16 protein-coding genes are annotated in these 14,186 nt (G+C 67.4%); 10 read left to right on the top strand and 6 right to left on the bottom strand.

Annotated features, from left to right (window positions below; translation table 11 throughout):
- Positions 1 to 147 precede the first annotated feature (147 nt).
- The 4 genes from AB0B64_RS11590 (at position 148) to AB0B64_RS11605 (ending at position 3,683) form a co-directional block, all read left to right on the top strand.
- Positions 148 to 714 (top strand): RNA polymerase sigma factor, encoded by a 567-nt coding sequence (locus AB0B64_RS11590; RefSeq protein WP_358176643.1) that lies wholly within the window; start codon positions 148 to 150, stop codon positions 712 to 714.
- Positions 707 to 1,741: a CU044_5270 family protein gene (locus AB0B64_RS11595; protein ID WP_358176646.1), complete on the top strand. Its 1,035-nt coding sequence runs from the start codon at positions 707 to 709 to the stop codon at positions 1,739 to 1,741. The genes AB0B64_RS11590 and AB0B64_RS11595 overlap by 8 nt, the downstream gene beginning before the upstream one ends.
- Before the next feature lie 74 nt (positions 1,742 to 1,815).
- Positions 1,816 to 2,676, top strand: a complete 861-nt coding sequence (locus AB0B64_RS11600) for a hypothetical protein (protein ID WP_358176648.1) — start codon at positions 1,816 to 1,818, stop codon at positions 2,674 to 2,676.
- A gap of 176 nt (positions 2,677 to 2,852) precedes the next feature.
- Positions 2,853 to 3,683 (top strand): integrase, encoded by an 831-nt coding sequence (locus tag AB0B64_RS11605; protein WP_357938312.1) that lies wholly within the window; start codon positions 2,853 to 2,855, stop codon positions 3,681 to 3,683.
- Between the two features lie 32 nt (positions 3,684 to 3,715).
- Here AB0B64_RS11605 and AB0B64_RS11610 read toward each other — a convergent pair whose 3' ends face one another.
- The 3 genes from AB0B64_RS11610 to AB0B64_RS11620 form a co-directional block, all read right to left on the bottom strand.
- Positions 3,716 to 4,567, bottom strand: coding sequence for an oxidoreductase (locus tag AB0B64_RS11610; protein ID WP_358176913.1), 852 nt, complete (start codon positions 4,565 to 4,567; stop codon positions 3,716 to 3,718).
- Positions 4,568 to 4,866: 299 nt separating this feature from the next.
- A complete protein-coding gene (locus AB0B64_RS11615) occupies positions 4,867 to 5,127 on the bottom strand; it encodes a hypothetical protein (RefSeq protein ID WP_357938310.1) in 261 nt (86 codons plus the stop codon).
- Positions 5,128 to 5,209: 82 nt separating this feature from the next.
- The gene (locus AB0B64_RS11620) at positions 5,210 to 6,013 is read right to left on the bottom strand and encodes an alpha/beta hydrolase (protein ID WP_357938308.1); all 804 of its coding nucleotides are present in this window, start codon (positions 6,011 to 6,013) and stop codon (positions 5,210 to 5,212) included.
- A 105-nt stretch (positions 6,014 to 6,118) separates the two neighbouring features.
- Here AB0B64_RS11620 and AB0B64_RS11625 point away from each other — a divergent pair, with 105 nt between their 5' ends.
- Complete coding sequence (locus tag AB0B64_RS11625) at positions 6,119 to 6,760, top strand: TetR/AcrR family transcriptional regulator (RefSeq protein WP_357938306.1); 642 nt, start codon at positions 6,119 to 6,121, stop codon at positions 6,758 to 6,760.
- Positions 6,761 to 6,814: 54 nt separating this feature from the next.
- Here AB0B64_RS11625 and AB0B64_RS11630 read toward each other — a convergent pair whose 3' ends face one another.
- Positions 6,815 to 7,630: a helix-turn-helix domain-containing protein gene (locus AB0B64_RS11630; RefSeq protein ID WP_357938304.1), complete on the bottom strand. Its 816-nt coding sequence runs from the start codon at positions 7,628 to 7,630 to the stop codon at positions 6,815 to 6,817.
- 50 nt (positions 7,631 to 7,680) lie between these two features.
- Between AB0B64_RS11630 and AB0B64_RS11635 the strand changes: the two genes are divergently transcribed.
- The 3 genes from AB0B64_RS11635 (at position 7,681) to AB0B64_RS11645 (ending at position 10,413) form a co-directional block, all read left to right on the top strand.
- Complete coding sequence (locus tag AB0B64_RS11635) at positions 7,681 to 8,628, top strand: NmrA family NAD(P)-binding protein (RefSeq protein WP_357938302.1); 948 nt, start codon at positions 7,681 to 7,683, stop codon at positions 8,626 to 8,628.
- Positions 8,629 to 8,833: 205 nt separating this feature from the next.
- The gene (locus AB0B64_RS11640; RefSeq protein WP_357938301.1) at positions 8,834 to 9,493 is read left to right on the top strand and encodes a DUF6596 domain-containing protein; all 660 of its coding nucleotides are present in this window, start codon (positions 8,834 to 8,836) and stop codon (positions 9,491 to 9,493) included.
- Between the two features lie 161 nt (positions 9,494 to 9,654).
- On the top strand, positions 9,655 to 10,413 hold the full coding sequence (locus tag AB0B64_RS11645; RefSeq protein WP_357938299.1) for a class I SAM-dependent methyltransferase: 759 nt from the start codon (positions 9,655 to 9,657) through the stop codon (positions 10,411 to 10,413).
- A 13-nt stretch (positions 10,414 to 10,426) separates the two neighbouring features.
- Here AB0B64_RS11645 and AB0B64_RS11650 read toward each other — a convergent pair whose 3' ends face one another.
- Together AB0B64_RS11650 and AB0B64_RS11655 are read right to left on the bottom strand one after the other, a co-directional pair.
- Positions 10,427 to 11,254 carry a hypothetical protein gene (locus AB0B64_RS11650; RefSeq protein ID WP_357938297.1) on the bottom strand — a complete coding sequence of 276 codons (828 nt, stop codon included), beginning with the start codon at positions 11,252 to 11,254 and terminating at the stop codon, positions 10,427 to 10,429.
- 342 nt (positions 11,255 to 11,596) lie between these two features.
- Positions 11,597 to 12,250 (bottom strand): hypothetical protein, encoded by a 654-nt coding sequence (locus AB0B64_RS11655; RefSeq protein WP_358176651.1) that lies wholly within the window; start codon positions 12,248 to 12,250, stop codon positions 11,597 to 11,599.
- A gap of 155 nt (positions 12,251 to 12,405) precedes the next feature.
- On the opposite strand from AB0B64_RS11655, the gene lgt reads away from it, so the two are divergent.
- Both lgt and AB0B64_RS11665 read left to right on the top strand, forming a co-directional pair.
- Positions 12,406 to 13,353 (top strand): prolipoprotein diacylglyceryl transferase, encoded by a 948-nt coding sequence (lgt, locus tag AB0B64_RS11660; protein ID WP_358176654.1) that lies wholly within the window; start codon positions 12,406 to 12,408, stop codon positions 13,351 to 13,353.
- Positions 13,354 to 13,627: 274 nt separating this feature from the next.
- Entirely contained in the window at positions 13,628 to 14,125 is a 498-nt protein-coding gene (locus tag AB0B64_RS11665) for a hypothetical protein (protein WP_357938293.1), read from the top strand.
- Positions 14,126 to 14,186: the final 61 nt, after the last annotated feature.

Raw genomic sequence — 14,186 nt, forward strand, 5'->3', positions numbered from 1 at the left:
GACGAACAGCCCGGAACGAAGCGGAGGCCCTTCAACGGGAGCGGCGAAATATCGGGCCGACGTGAACTCTTCGGCGGAGCAGCGGTAAGTACATGCGAATCTGCCCACTTGCCGCACAAGGCACCGCATGAAGGAGCTGACCAGTTCATGGCCGAACCGGCGATAGCCGAGGCCGCCGACACCGATCTGATCCGCCGATCGCTGCGGGAGCCGGAGGCGTTCGCCATGGTGTTCGACCGGCACGCGCCCGCCCTGCACCGCTTCGCGGCTCGCAGGCTCGGTCACGACTCGGCCGAGGACGTGGTGTCCGAGACGTTCCTGGCGGCGTTCGAGCATCGGGACCGCTACCAGTACGGCCAGGCCAGTGCCCGGCCCTGGTTGTACGGCATCGCCTCGAACGTGATCGGCAAACGGCGGCGGCGCGAGGTGGCCCGCTACCGGGCGTACGTGCGGGGCGGGGTGGACCCGGCGGAGATCACCGGCGGGCCGGTGGAAGACGGAGTGGGCACGCTCGCGGTCAACCGGCCGCTGATGGCGGCGCTGGCCGGGTTACGCACCGGGGACCGGAACGCGCTGCTGCTGGTGGCGTGGGCGGAGCTGACGTACGAGGAGGTGGCCGAGGCGCTGAACGTCCCGGTCGGGACTGTGCGATCCCGGCTCAACCGGGCGCGCAAGAAGGTTCGCCAGGCGCTGGAAGGAGCAGATCATGGATGAGATGGAGCAGCTCGGCCGGCTGTTGGCCGAGGTGCCCGAGGCGACCGAGCGCGAACTGGCGGGCTCGCGTGCCGCCCTGGTGTCCCGGTTCGACCGTCCGCGCCGCAGGTGGCGTACCGTGCTGCCGGTCCGGCGCGTCGCGCTGGTCGGCGCGATGGCGGTGACGCTCACCGCCGGCATCCTTGTCACCGAGGTGGGTCTGGGCGGCTCTGATCCGCGCACCCCCGGGTACCTGGTCGCGGCGCCTCCGGCCGACGCCAAAGCGCTGCTCAACCTGGCCGCGCGGGCCGCCGCCGACCAGCCTGACATGGTGCCGCCCCGCGGCCAGTACGTCCACACCAAGATGCTGGCCCAGCGCAGCCTGTACACCAAGGACCGGTCGGGGAGGACGCAGTACACCAAGGTGCTGGTCAACGAGGAGCGCTGGGAGGCGGCCGACGTGGGCAAGCCCTGGCTGAGCCGCACGCAGGCCCTGTCGGCCACGGGACCGGCGCCCCGGAAGTACTGGGACCGCGGCGTCGAGGACATCGTGTACGAGCCGGGGGCCTGTCCCGGCCAGCCGGCGTACGCGCGGCTGGGGGCCTGGCCGACGGACCCCGGCCAGGTACGCGCGAAGATCGTCGCCGATACGGGCGAGGAGCCGCTGCGCATCTGGCACTCCCTCCAGGGCCTGGTCCCCGAGTCCGTGGTACGGCCCAGCCTGGGCGCCGCGCTGTACCAGGTCGCCGCTGGGCTGGACGGCATCGTGCTCATCGGCGACACCGTGGACGCCGCCGGCCGCCCTGGCCTGGCCGTCGCCATGGACGAGGGCAACGGCACCCGGTCCGAGCTGATCTTCGACCGGGAAACCTATGGCTACCTGGGCGAACGCACGGTCAACACCAGGGACAGAAAGGTGAAGACGCCCACCGACGAGATCACCGAAAGGAAGGGCGCGAGGCAAGGCACCGCCGTGCTCGCCGTCGATCTCGTACCCGGGCTGCCCGAGGTGGCGCCGAAGGCGTCCCACATGAAGATCCCCTGCTGAGACTTTCCCCCGATCCGGCCTTTTCGGCCGGAAGTTCTGTTTCGCATGCCCTCATAGCAAAAGGAGAACGGCCCATGCTCATCGCCAAGGCCATCGCGGCCACCGTGCTCGTCGGCTCGTTCGGCGCTTTCACATCACCCCCTTCGGGGGCCGATGCCGCGTACGAGACGCAGACCAAACTGGAGGCGAAGCGTGTCGCCTGCATGACGGAGAAGGGCTTCGACTACGTGGCCACGCCGATGCCCAAGCACACTTGGCAGCCCGGGGAGTGGGAGCGGCTTCAGGGTGACCTCAAGGCGCTGCGGACGTATCGGGCCAAGTACGGCTTCGGCGTCTGGGCCGAGAACGCCTTCCCGAAGGACGAGGTGGTCAACCCCACCCGCCCCGACAACCCGAACAACAAGACGATGATGTCGCTCTCGGCCGACGGGCTGAAGAAGTGGCGCGCCGCCGACGACGCCTGCTTCTCCGAGGCGGCCAAGGAGGTGCTGGGCAAGACCGTCACCTCCCAGGACGACTACTGGAATCAGCTCGAAGCCGCGCTGAAGAAGGAGCTGAGTGTCCTCGACAAGGACAAGCAGCTCGCGCAGCTGGGCAAGCAGTTCGCCAAGTGCCTGGGAGTCAGCGAGACCAGGCCGAGCGCACTGAACGGTCTGGGCCGCAGGACGTACTGGCAGCAGGTCACAGAGGTCGCCAAGAAGACCTGGAAGGACCCGCTGCCCAAGGTGCCCAAGGGCAAGACCCTCGTCCTGAAGCCGAAGCTCAAGCCGGAGGAGGCCAAGCCGTACCTGGACAAGGAGATCAAGGCGGCGCTGAAGGACCTGGAGTGCGGAAAGGAGTTCTACCCCGCGTACTCCCCCAAGGCCCAGGAGATCAACTCTCGGATCACTCTGGAGTTCGGCCGGGAGGGGACCGGCCGGGAGGGGACCGTCTGACGGGGAGCTCGTGACGGCGCTTCCGACGGGGGCTGCGCCGTCTGAAGCAGGCCATAGCCGTCTGAGCAAGCCGTAACGGAGCAGGTGCCGCTCGTGACACGCGAGCGGCACCTGCTGTCGTCGCCGTACGCTGAGTCGGCAAGTCCGCTGCACCGACACGAGGAGAGCTGACCAGCGTGAGCCTGGCCTTCGCCACTGAGGTGGGTGGTCTCAACCGGGAGAACGAAGACTTCGTCGGCGCGACCCCTGACGCGGTGGTCGTTCTCGACGGCGCCGGCTATCCCGCACGCCTGCCGACCGGATGCGTCCACACCGTGGCCTGGTACACGCGCATACTCGGCTCGTCCTTACTCTCCACGCTCGCCACGCTGACGGCCGACGACCGCTCGTTGGCCGACGTGTTGGCCGAGGGCATCGAGACCGTCTCCTCTCTGCACTCCTCGACCTGCGACCTCGCCCATCCCGGATCACCCGCGGCAACCGTGCTCCTACTCCGCCGGACAACGGAGTCCCTGGACTGGCTGGTACTGGCGGACTCCATCCTCGTCCTGGACCTGAACTCCGCCGCGGAACCCATGGTGGTCAGCGATGATCGCCTGGCTGATGTCACGGCGACCCTGCGAACGCACCTGGACACCCTGCCCACCGGCTCCAAAGAGCACGAGCGGGAACGCCTTGGTTCCGTGGAAGCCCAGCTCCAGCACCGCAACCGTGACGGAGGCTACTGGGTCGCCTCCACCGACCCCCTGGCCGCCGAACACTCTCTCACCGGCAGCGTTCCCACGGACGCGGTACGGGCTGCCGCGCTGCTCAGCGATGGGGCATCGCGCCTGGTCGACTGCTTCGACCTCGCGAGCTGGCGAGGCCTCCTGAACATCCTGGAAGCCGACGGTCCCGCCGAACTCATCAGCCAGGTCCGTACGGCCGAGCACACCGACCCCCACGGCGCCCGCTGGCCGCGCGGCAAGGCACACGACGACGCCACTGCGGTCTACTGGCGACTCTGACGTTCGGAACGGGTTGTCCGGGCGGCATGCGCCTACCCCAGTTGAGCGAGGTCTTCTTCGCTCAGCTTCAGTGTGCCGACGGCGATGTTCTCCTCCAGGTGCGCCAGTGAGCCGGTGCCGGGGATCGCCAGGATGTTAGGGGATCGGGCCAGCAACCAGGCCAGGGCCACCTGCGGCACCGTCGCACCGTGGCGGGCGGCGATGGCGTCCAGGTGCCCCGCCTTGATCGGCTGGAACCCACCGACAGGGAAGTAGGGGACATAGGCGATGCCCGCGTCCGCGCAGGCGTCGACCAGTGGGTCGTCATCGCGCTTGGACAGGTTGTAGAGATTCTGGACGCAGACGATGGGCGCGATCGCGCGGGCCTGGGCGAACTCGTCAGCGGTGACGTTCGATACGCCCAGGTGGCGGATCAAGCCCTCCTCGCGCAGCTCGAGCAGCGTTGTCAGGGGCGCGGCCAGGGACGTCTCGGAGCGGTCGTGGCCACCCATTCGCAGATTCACCACGTCCAGGCGGTCAACCCCGAGCGAGCGCAGGTTCGCCTCCACGCCGCGGCGCAGGCCGTCCGGTGTCAGGCCGGTCATCTCGGCCGCCGGCAAGGCGACATCGGAGCCCTCGACCAGCGCGCCCACCTTGGTCACGATCACCAGGTCCGCCGGGTAGGGAGACAGCGCCTCCCGGATCAGCTCATTGGCCGCCACTCCGTCACGCGCGTAGTAGTGCGAGGTGTCGATGTGATTCACGCCGAGCTCCACCGCCCGGCGCAGGATCGCCAGAGCCGTCTCCCGGCTGGGCCGATCACCCTGCGGCCAGCCGGTCAGCTTCATCGCTCCGTAGCCGATCCTCGCGACGCTCAGGTCGCCGCCCAACGGCCATGGGTTCATTGTCACGATCGACCACTTTATGGCGGCTGTCTTAATCGCACGCTAATGGCGCGGGATATTTTCTACGCGGCGGGCACTGTCGTCCCCCGGCGAGCCAGCCGGACGAGGCCGATCGCTTGCAGCGTCGCGGCAACGCACAAGATGAGCGCTCCGAGCGGAAGCCAGCCGGCGAACCGATGGGGGAGCCCGGTGGCACCGCCGTCACCGACCATGGTCGACCCCCATTACCTCCTTTGGCCAGGGGCGGGAATCAAACGGACAACCACCGAGCCGCGAAGAGGCTGCCCTTGCTGCCGGCGCTAAAAGAGAGCGGTGGCCGCCAACTTCGCCGCCGTGAGACCGATCGCCACCGCCGCCACCGACATCCCCGCCACCGATGTACTGCGGTTGTACACCGTCGCGATCGTGGCTTGCTTCCGCACCCCAGGCCATGCCAGCGCCGCCGCGATGACCCCGAGGCCAGGCCGCACCCAGTCCTGGGTCAGCCGGAGGCCGAGGAAGATGGCGAGCAGCGCGATGAGCAGGGAGGCAGGACCGAGACGATCAGTTAATCGGGTCATGGCGAGCGAGTGTAGAGCCCTCGCCTGCCACCCCCGGTGAGCCTCGCCGGTGGACGCGGCAAGGGTCATCCGCCGGCGTTTCCTAGCGACCTTGGGCGAACTGCCGCAGCGCGGGAGCGAGCACGTCGGCTGTGGTGCCGTGGTTCTCGCCCGGTACGGCGCGCAGGGTCGCGGTGGGCAGGAGATCGGCCAGCGCCTGGGCCCCGGTGATCAGCCACGGCATGGTGCCGGTGCCGTGCATGACCAGGACGGGCACGGTCACCGCGGCCCAGCGGTCGCGGGGCAGCGGAGCGCCGGACATGGTGGTGCCCATGATCCGCCCGTCGTAGGCGATGGTGTGCGCCACCTCTTCCACGGCGGGCCAGAACGGGGCCTGTCGCATACCGGCGACGGCCTCGGCGGGGACGCCGGCCGCCGCGGTCATGAACAGCTCCACCGCGTCACCCGGACGGCCGTCGGCGACGCGGGCGTCGAGCCGCTCGACGTAGTCGGCCGGCAGCGGCGGGCGGCTGTCGTCGACGACGAACGGCGGCTCGAACAGCGCCAGCCGGGTGATCGGCAGGCCCGCGGCGGCGGCGTGCAGGGCCAGCACGGCCCCTGAGGACCAGCCGAACACCATGGCCGACCCGCCGGCGTGGTCGATCAGAGCGGCAAGGTCCTCGAACTCGCGCTCCACCGCGTACGGTGCGGTGTCGGTGCTCTCGCCGCGACCACGGCGGTCGTAGGCGTAGACCCGGAACTCCTCGCGCAGCAGCTGCCCCACCTCACCATTGGTCGGGTTGACCATGCGATGGGCGGTGGCCCCGTCGATCATGATCAATGGCTGGCCGTCGCCCCAGACGTCGAAGGCGATCTCAGTGCCGTCCTTGGACTGGACAGTGCCCACCTTGGTTCCTCCAAGTCGTACCGTACGGTACCGTACCGACATAGTGAACAGTACCGTACGGTACACTTCGGAGAGTGTCAACGGCGCGAACCCTGGAGGGCCTGAATGCCGCAAGCCGCAGACACGCACGCGCAGACACGGCGCCGGATCATGGATGCGGCGCTGGAGGTGTTCCTTCGTGACGGCTACGTCGGTGCCAAGACCGACGAGATCGCCTCTGCCGCGGGCGCGTCAAAGCAGACGATCTACAAGCATTTCGGGCCGAAGGAGAGCCTGTTCGAGCAGATCGTGCTCGACCGCCTCGTCGGCATCGATCAGATCTTCCGGAACGCCATGGTCGACCTGGCGGCCACGGATGATGTCGAGACCACCCTGCGGGCGGTCGCGCGCCAGTTCGTCCACGCCCTCACGCAACCATCCCACCTGCGCGTACGCCGCCTCGTCATCGCCGAAGCCGGCCGTTTCCCGAACCTGGGCCACGCCTACTTCGAGGCGGGTCCCGAGCGCGTGCACGCCGCGCTGGCGTCCTGCTTCGAGCAGCTGACCGGCCGCGGACTACTGCGTATCGACGATCCCGTCCTCGCGGCCAACCACTTCACCTGGCTCGTCTCCTCGATCCCGGTCAACAAGGTCATGCTCTGCGGCGACGACATTCGCTTCGCCCCATCCGAGCTCGACCACTACGCCGATGCCGCCGTCCGGGTCTTCCTCGCCGCCTACCGCACGCCCGGAGCCGACGCCCAATGAGTGCGGTCGTGGATCACGCCGCCCCGCATCCTCGCTGCGGTGGAGCCCAAGCGGTCACCGCTGCGACGGCGCCGCCGATGACGGCAGAGGTTCCATGCCGCCGTCGGCGACGCGACGGCGGCGGGCGCGCTGGCGGCAGGTCGGACCGCAGTAGCGGGGTGGCCGCCCGGTAGCCCGGATGCGCAGCCGAGCACCGCATTCCTCGCAGCGCCTCTCGCTGGGGGCCGCGGTTTCGTGACGCTGATGGGAGGGCGCGTCACGTAATTCGCTGGCTTTCGTGACAGTAGGGGTACGCAATCCGTCCAGCAGCAGCCGCACCAGCCGCGTACCGCGTGCCAGGTCCCGGTGTGCCGAACGCAGTGCGGCGCCGCCGACGGCCAGCGCGGCCAGATCGTCGACCCGCACGTCGGCGCGTATCGCACCAGCCTGTTTCGCGTCGTGCAGCAAGCGGGCCAGCGCCTCGTGGAACCGCTGCGCCGCGGCGGTCAGCACGGCACGCGGCCAGCCCTTGTCAGCGGTGAGCGCTTCGCAGACGTGCTTGCGGTCGGCCAGCTTCTCGATCACTTCGAGCAGGAACCCGAACAGGGCGTCACCGGGCGCCGCGCGGCCGGCCCATCCACCCGCGGAGACCACGAATCCCTGGACGTGCTCGGCGAGCACCGCCTCGACCAGGATCTCCTTGCTCGGGAAGTGCCGGTAGACGGTCCCGGCGCCGACCCCGGCACGATGCGCGATTTGGCCAAGCGACACCTCCCGCCCTTCCTCGGCGAACACGCGCATCGCGGTGCGCAGCACGATCTCTCGGTTGCGGCGGGCATCGGCCCGCTCGGCACGTGCCGCATCCGGTACTGGCGCCGGTGCTGCGGTCATGTCACGTAATCCTTGTCCGTGGCGTGGAAGGGGGTGGAGCATTCCGGATCGTGTCAGTATCCACCATCTCCGAATCCGTCGTCTCCGAAAAGGACGCCATGACCACCGTGACGCCGGCAAATCTCGGTTCCCCCATCCTCGTCACCGGCGCCACTGGCAAGCAGGGCGGCGCCACCGCCCGGCGGCTGCTTGCCGGAGGGTGGCCGGTGCGAGCCCTGGTGCGCGACCTGACCGCACCCGCCGCTACCGCACTGGCCGCCGCGGGTGCCCAGCTCGTACGCGGCGACTTCGACGATCCGGCCAGTCTGCCGCCGGCACTCGATGGCGCGGCCGCCCTGTTCGGCATACCGCCCCTATCCTTCACGACAGACCTCGAGGTGGCCCGTGGCCGGGCGCTGATCGACGCGGCGGCCGCGGCGGGAATCAAGCAGGTGGTATTCAGCACCCTCGCCTCGGCATCGACAGAAGTGCCAGGTTCAGCGGGGAAAGCGCTGATCGAACAGTACCTGCACGACCACATCGCGCTGCCTACCGTGCTGCGTCCAGTACGGTTCATGACGAACTATCTCAGCGACGGGGCGATCGGCATCGACGGCATTTCCAACGGCGTACACCGCCATCTGTTTACCCCGCACGAGCCCATGCAGATCATCGCGCTGGAGGACATCGCCGAGTTCGCCGCGCTCGCCTTCGCGGAGCCGACCCGGTTCGCCGGACGAACCCTGGAACTGGCCGGCGACGAACCGACCCCGGTCGAAGCCGCCGCCGCGATCACCGAGGCCACGGGCATTCCGGTCCGGTACGAGCAGGTCACCGATGAAGAGGCCGCCGCCATCAGCTCAGAGGTCGCCGAGATCAGGAAACACTGGCACACCGGTCACCGATGGCACGCCGACATCGAGTCGCTGCGCGTCATCCACCCCGGACTGCGTACGCTCACCGACTGGCTTACCGAATCCGGCGCCGCCGCCATCCGCGCCCACCTCACCGCTCCCTGACCCCGACGCCTGATCATGGTCGCGTCAGATTTCCAGTGCCGACCTGTCGATTTCGCGACCCGCCGTTCGTCTTACTGCGCGACCAATCTGGTAGCGACGAGGAGGAAACGATGAAGTACGTCATGCTGATCTCTCAGGGCACCGCGCTTGAGGAACAGGCCGCGTTGTCCGAGGAGGAGCAGAAGCAGGTCTACGCCGACTACCAATGATGACGGCGCTCACCCTGCGCACCCTCGGCGGGGGCCGCGACGAGCTCGCGGCGGAGGCGATCTGGTTGGGGCGCGTGCTCGCCGAACTGCTTCCGGACGGCCCCGAGGTTCACGGGCTGCTGGCGATGATGCTCTTGCACGACTCCCGTCGCGAGGCGCGGTTCCGCGACGGCGAGCTCGTACTGCTCGGCGATCAGGACCGGTCCCTGTGGAACACCGAACAGCTCGCCGCCGGACGCGCCGAGCTCGACCGGGCGCTCGCCCTGCGCGGCCGTGGGCCCTATGTCCTGCAGGCCGCCATCGCCTCGTTGCACGCCGAGACGCCGTGCGACTGGGCGCAGATCGCGGCCCTGTACGGCCGGCTCGCCCGCCTGACCGGCTCGCCCATCGTGGAGCTCAACCGCGCCATCGCCATCGCCATCGCCGTCGCCGAGACCGACGGCCCCGAGGCCGGTCTGCGCGTCGTCGACCAACTCGGTCTCGACGACTTCCGCTACCTGCACTCGACCAGGGCCGAACTCCTGCGACGCCTCGGGCGTACCGACGAGGCGCGTGACGCCTATCGACGTGCGAGGCAACTCACCGGCGACGGCGCCGAACGGCGCTTCCTCGAACGCCGCCTCACGGAACTGGTAGGTCGGACAGGCTCGGATTAGCCCCCGGGTCCAGATCCCAGTCGGCTTCGCCGGGCGAAGCCTGCGTTCCTGACCGTCATGGCCCCACTTGTGGCATGACGCGACGCCGCATATCTTGCCGATGTATCCAGTCGATATATCGGGCCGACGGTTCGCTGTGGCCCGGCTGACCGGGAGCGGCGATGAGGCGGATCGACTACGACACGGAGCAGCACCAGGACTACGCGCGTGGCCGCGCGCTTACCGAGCGGCAGCAGCAGACATGGATCAGCGCCTTCGCAGCGGTGCTGCCCGAGGGGCGCCCGCTGGTGGGGCTGGACGTCGGCGCAGGGACCGGCCGGTTCACCCCCGCCCTGGCGCGAGCGTTCGGGCCGGTCACTGGCGTCGAGCCGTCGGTCCGCATGCGCGAGATAGCGCAGGCACAGTCCCGGCATCCCGATGTGCGATATCTGGCGGGCTCCGCCGAGGACATGCCGGTGCCGTCCGCCAGTGCCGATTACGCTCTCATGTTCTTGTCCTGGCACCACGTCCAGGACAAACCGCTGGCGGTACGGGAGCTGGCCAGGGTGCTCAGGCCCGCCGGGCGGCTGCTACTGCGCGCGAATTTCAGCGACCACCATCCCAGGCCGTGGTGGCTGGAGCACTTCCCCCGCGGCTTCGCGGCGGACGCCGCGCTGTTCCAGCCGCTGCACGAGGTCATCGAGATGTTCACGTCGGACGGCTGGCGCGTTGCCGGCTTCGGCACGGTTACCGAGCCGTCCGTCGGCACCCGTGCTGACATGCTCCAACGGCTGCGCCTGCGCACCCTTTCGTTCTTCGCTCAGCTCAGTCCGGACGAGCTGGAGGCCGGTTTCCGCCGCCTGGAGGAGGCGGTTGCCGCGAACCCCGACGCGCCGGCGCCGGTGTTCGCTGAGCCGCTGCTCACGCTCGAACGGTGCTAGTTACGGCGCTGGTTTAGAAGGGACCGCTCTCCGGATAGCCAGCCTTTATGGCGGCCTTGCGGGTCTTCGTGTTGAGCTTCTTCTCGCTGATGACCTTACGGGCCGCCGGTGCGGCGATCTTCACCTTGGCGCCCCAGCCCGAATACTTGGTATCGGTGTGGAAGACCATCTGGTCATAGGCCGTGCTGTCGCTGTCCGGGTAGGCCGTCGTGTCGACGACCGTGCGGGTGAGAAGGTTGTGTTGATCGAAGTACAGATGGAACTCGACGTTGCCTTCCCCGGCGGACTTGTCGTGCCGGAAGTCAGTGAGTTTGGCGGTGCCCTGATATTCGCCGGTCGCCACTTCTGATGCGTTTTTCACCATGTACTGCAGCTCTGCTGAGGTGACGCCCATGCCGAGGACGGCATTTTCCTGCCCACTGGCCTTCGACTGGATCCAGGAACGGCCGGAAGGCAGCGCCTTGGCGATGCCGGCGTTGGTCACGTAGGCGTTTCTGCCCTCAGCGATGACCCGGTAGGGAGGGTTGGGCCCTTGCTGGCGTGAGGACATGCGGACACGGAGGTCGGCAGCCGCTACATTGCCTTTGCCGAAAGCCAGGGTGCCGGCCGTACGGGTGTTCACCCGTACCTGCATAGCCTGGTCGCCGGTGGTGAAATCGACGGTGATGCTGCTTGATTCGGTGATTTTTACGCCCTTGCCCGGGGTCAGCTGGGCTTTCAGGGCTTTCACCGGGTCCGCTGGAGCGGCCTGCACGGATGCTACGGATGCCGCCTGAGCGGGTGCGGCCACCGCGCACACGGCCGCGGCCGTTGCTACGAGGCCTGCGAATAAGCGCTTCATCAGTGTCCTTGGTTGGGGGAATACAGCAGGGAAAAGAGTAAGAGGGCGATGTCGGCGAGATAAGGGATTTCCCGTAACGATCCTGTGTAGACCGGTGAACCCAAGTGGTGGTGATAGAGCAGTCCGACCCGAACGGCAGCTGCTGGCCACGAGGCAACACCTTCGACGATGCGACGGCCCTCCACTGCCGGTTCTGAGGAGCCCTGCTCAGAACATGGAAGATACCCGGCAACGCTCTCGTCTCTGCTGATCCCCTGAAGCACGAAGCGCTCACAGCGAAAGACCTTGCGCGCCGAAGTCATGCCCAACGAAGAACAGCTCGGAGCGAAGCGGAGGCCCTTCCTAAAGGCGCTCTTCGAGGCGTTCGTGTAGCGGTGTGTAGTCATACTGCGAGAACAGCCTAGGAAAATGATGCAGCATCGCCTGCATATCATCGGCGATCCAGTAGAGGTCCGGGTCGGAGAAACTAAGATCGGTGAACAGGTACTGCCATCCGTCTGTCCCTTTAGTGAGGGCCAGGGCCTCTAGGTAGCCCAGATAGTCCACGTCCATCTGCGTGGGCTGCCCCCGGTACCACAGCCAGATTTCCAGCGGGGTGCTGAGCCTCGCCGTGACTATTGCCCCCGTACCAGAACGTGGAGTGCCGTCGATCTCCCGGGACTCGCGGATGAGTTCGCGCTCGTCGTCGGACGAGCCGTCCCAGGCCAACGGAGGAGGCGGTTTCGTGATGGCGCGATAGAGATGGGGGATCCGGAACTCCCCGGACAGCTCTTCCGCTTCGCCCGTCCCACGCCAGTGGCTGGACAGCCGGCTGAAGCGGGATGAGGGATTGCCGTTCAGGGCCCCATCCTCCGTCTCCACCGCGTCTTTCGAGACTGAAATTGAGGCGGAGCTCCTGAGCTCGTCAAAGCTTTGCAGGAGGAGTTCCTCGCATCGAGTGAGGGACTCCGCGTCGGCGGGAGAAAGAGACACCAACTGCTTCCTTTCATAGATCACGCATGCTAGCGGCCCAACTTGCGCTCCGCGGCCAATTCATGATCCACAGTGCGTTAGGGCCTGAAACCACGGGTCGACGACGCGTCATGCCGTAGAAATGCACAATCAGGTCACGCACGCGGCCAAGCGAGCGCAAATCCGCTAGCGTCACCGACATGCCTCTCGCCTTGATTCCCAGCCCTTCCCAAGGTGTCTGGCATCTTGGAATCATTCCGATCCGCGCCTACGCATTGTGCTTCATTGTCGGAATCGCCGTCGGCGTCTGGCTGAGTGAGCGCCGCTGGCGCGCCCGGGGCGGCGAGAAAGGCACGATCAGCGACATCGCGGTTCCTGGGGTGATCTTCGGCCTGATCGGCGCTCGCCTCTACCACGTCATCACCGACTGGCAGATCTACTTCGGCGACCGCGCGATCAAGAAGCCCTACCAGGCCCTGTTCATCTGGGAAGGCGGCCTCAGCATCTGGGGCGCGGTCGCTCTGGGAGGCGTGGGCGTGTGGCTGGCCTGCCGCCGCCGGGGGCTGTCCCTCGGCGCCGTGGGCGACACGATCGCGCCCGGCATCGCGTTCGGGCAGGCGATTGCCCGCTGGGGCAACTGGTTCAACCAGGAGCTGTACGGCAGTCCGACCACGTTGCCGTGGGGCCTGGAGATCGACCAGGCGCACGGCGGCCGGCCGGGCGTGCTCTACCACCCGACATTCCTGTACGAGTCGCTGTGGGACGTGGCCCTCGGCTTCGGGCTGATCCTGGCCGGCAGGCGGTTCACACTCCGCCATGGCCGGCTGTTCGCCCTCTATGTCGCCGGCTACACGTTGGGGCGGTTCTGGATCGAAGGGCTGCGGATCGACCCGGTTGGCGGGGTGGACCACGCAGTGACGTTCCTGGGGCTGCGGATCAACCAGTGGACGTCGATCGTGCTGTTCCTCGGCGCACTGGTCTATCTCTGGGTGACTCGTAACAAGGACGCCGAAGAGATCTTGGTGTCGGCCTCGTACAAGCAGGATGGCTCGTACGAGCAGGACGGCGGGGCGGCCGCCGAGCCGACGCCCCTGACCGACCAGGACGACGCGGCGGCGGACACTCGCCGAGCTCCAGGAAGTTCTTGACGGCGCGGAGCCTGCTTCATCGCTGCTCCTGCGGCTTGTACCGGCACCCCATCGCCACCGCAGGTGTCCGGTGAAATGAAACTTTCACCCGTCACGTCGGTATTACGGCTCCGCAGGCTGATCCCCGACCTGGTAGCACGCCTGATTCACCCTCGCGAGAGCCGCTATGGCACAAGTTAATGCCGGCCGAATCAATGGCTCTCGATCGTCTCTCTGGACACCTGGAGACCCCGAAAATAGTCTCCGTGCGCGCTCCGCCGACATCATGCGAGAGATGAGGTTGGAATTGACACGCTCCAAAGTACGTCGTGCGGCCGGCTCTGTCGCCGTCGCCATCGCAACCCTCGCGGCAATCCTGGTGCCCGTCACTCCCGCGCACGCCGCCTACGGTCCTGACCAGGCCGTGTCCATCACAGTGACCTCGAACGCCGGCCCGTCGATCATGCTCGCCCAGCTGACCGGCACGCTGGCGTTCGACGATGGGAACACGAAGTTCAGGTACGCGCTCCGGCTGTGCTGGGGGAGCGGGTCCTACCCAATGCCGAACTTCTACGTCTCCGTCAACGGCAGCACCATTTTCTATCCGAGCCAGACGGGCACGGCGACTGCTCCCCCCGGCTGCCAGTTGTACCTGTACCTCTACGACGGTGAATACACCCACTCCACTACCCTCACGAATGTCACCTTGTACGTGACGGGCGGCTGGTTCTACCCCGGCAACACTTACAACAGTCGCACCAAATCCGTGACCTACGACAACCCCTACAACTGAGCCGTCAGAAAAGCTGCTTCATTGGAGCTGAGTAGAAGGGCCACTCCCAACTATGGGGGTG

Origin of the sequence: Nonomuraea sp. NPDC049129, assembly GCF_040648495.1 — a bacterium.
In the GTDB taxonomy this organism is placed as follows: Bacteria; Actinomycetota; Actinomycetes; order Streptosporangiales; family Streptosporangiaceae; genus Nonomuraea.

Bases quoted from the DNA above. Each gene is read 5' to 3' on its own strand.
- AB0B64_RS11590 (WP_358176643.1), top strand. From the start codon at position 148: ATGGCCGAACCGGCGATAGCCGAGGCCGCCGACACCGATCTGATCCGC.
- AB0B64_RS11595 (WP_358176646.1), top strand. From the start codon at position 707: ATGGATGAGATGGAGCAGCTCGGCCGGCTGTTGGCCGAGGTGCCCGAG.
- AB0B64_RS11600 (WP_358176648.1), top strand. From the start codon at position 1,816: ATGCTCATCGCCAAGGCCATCGCGGCCACCGTGCTCGTCGGCTCGTTC.
- AB0B64_RS11610 (WP_358176913.1), bottom strand. From the start codon at position 4,567: ATGAACCCATGGCCGTTGGGCGGCGACCTGAGCGTCGCGAGGATCGGC.
- AB0B64_RS11615 (WP_357938310.1), bottom strand. From the start codon at position 5,127: ATGACCCGATTAACTGATCGTCTCGGTCCTGCCTCCCTGCTCATCGCG.
- AB0B64_RS11625 (WP_357938306.1), top strand. From the start codon at position 6,119: ATGCCGCAAGCCGCAGACACGCACGCGCAGACACGGCGCCGGATCATG.
- AB0B64_RS11630 (WP_357938304.1), bottom strand. From the start codon at position 7,630: ATGACCGCAGCACCGGCGCCAGTACCGGATGCGGCACGTGCCGAGCGG.
- AB0B64_RS11640 (WP_357938301.1), top strand. From the start codon at position 8,834: ATGATGACGGCGCTCACCCTGCGCACCCTCGGCGGGGGCCGCGACGAG.
- AB0B64_RS11645 (WP_357938299.1), top strand. From the start codon at position 9,655: ATGAGGCGGATCGACTACGACACGGAGCAGCACCAGGACTACGCGCGT.
- AB0B64_RS11650 (WP_357938297.1), bottom strand. From the start codon at position 11,254: ATGAAGCGCTTATTCGCAGGCCTCGTAGCAACGGCCGCGGCCGTGTGC.
- lgt (WP_358176654.1), top strand. From the start codon at position 12,406: ATGCCTCTCGCCTTGATTCCCAGCCCTTCCCAAGGTGTCTGGCATCTT.
- AB0B64_RS11665 (WP_357938293.1), top strand. From the start codon at position 13,628: ATGAGGTTGGAATTGACACGCTCCAAAGTACGTCGTGCGGCCGGCTCT.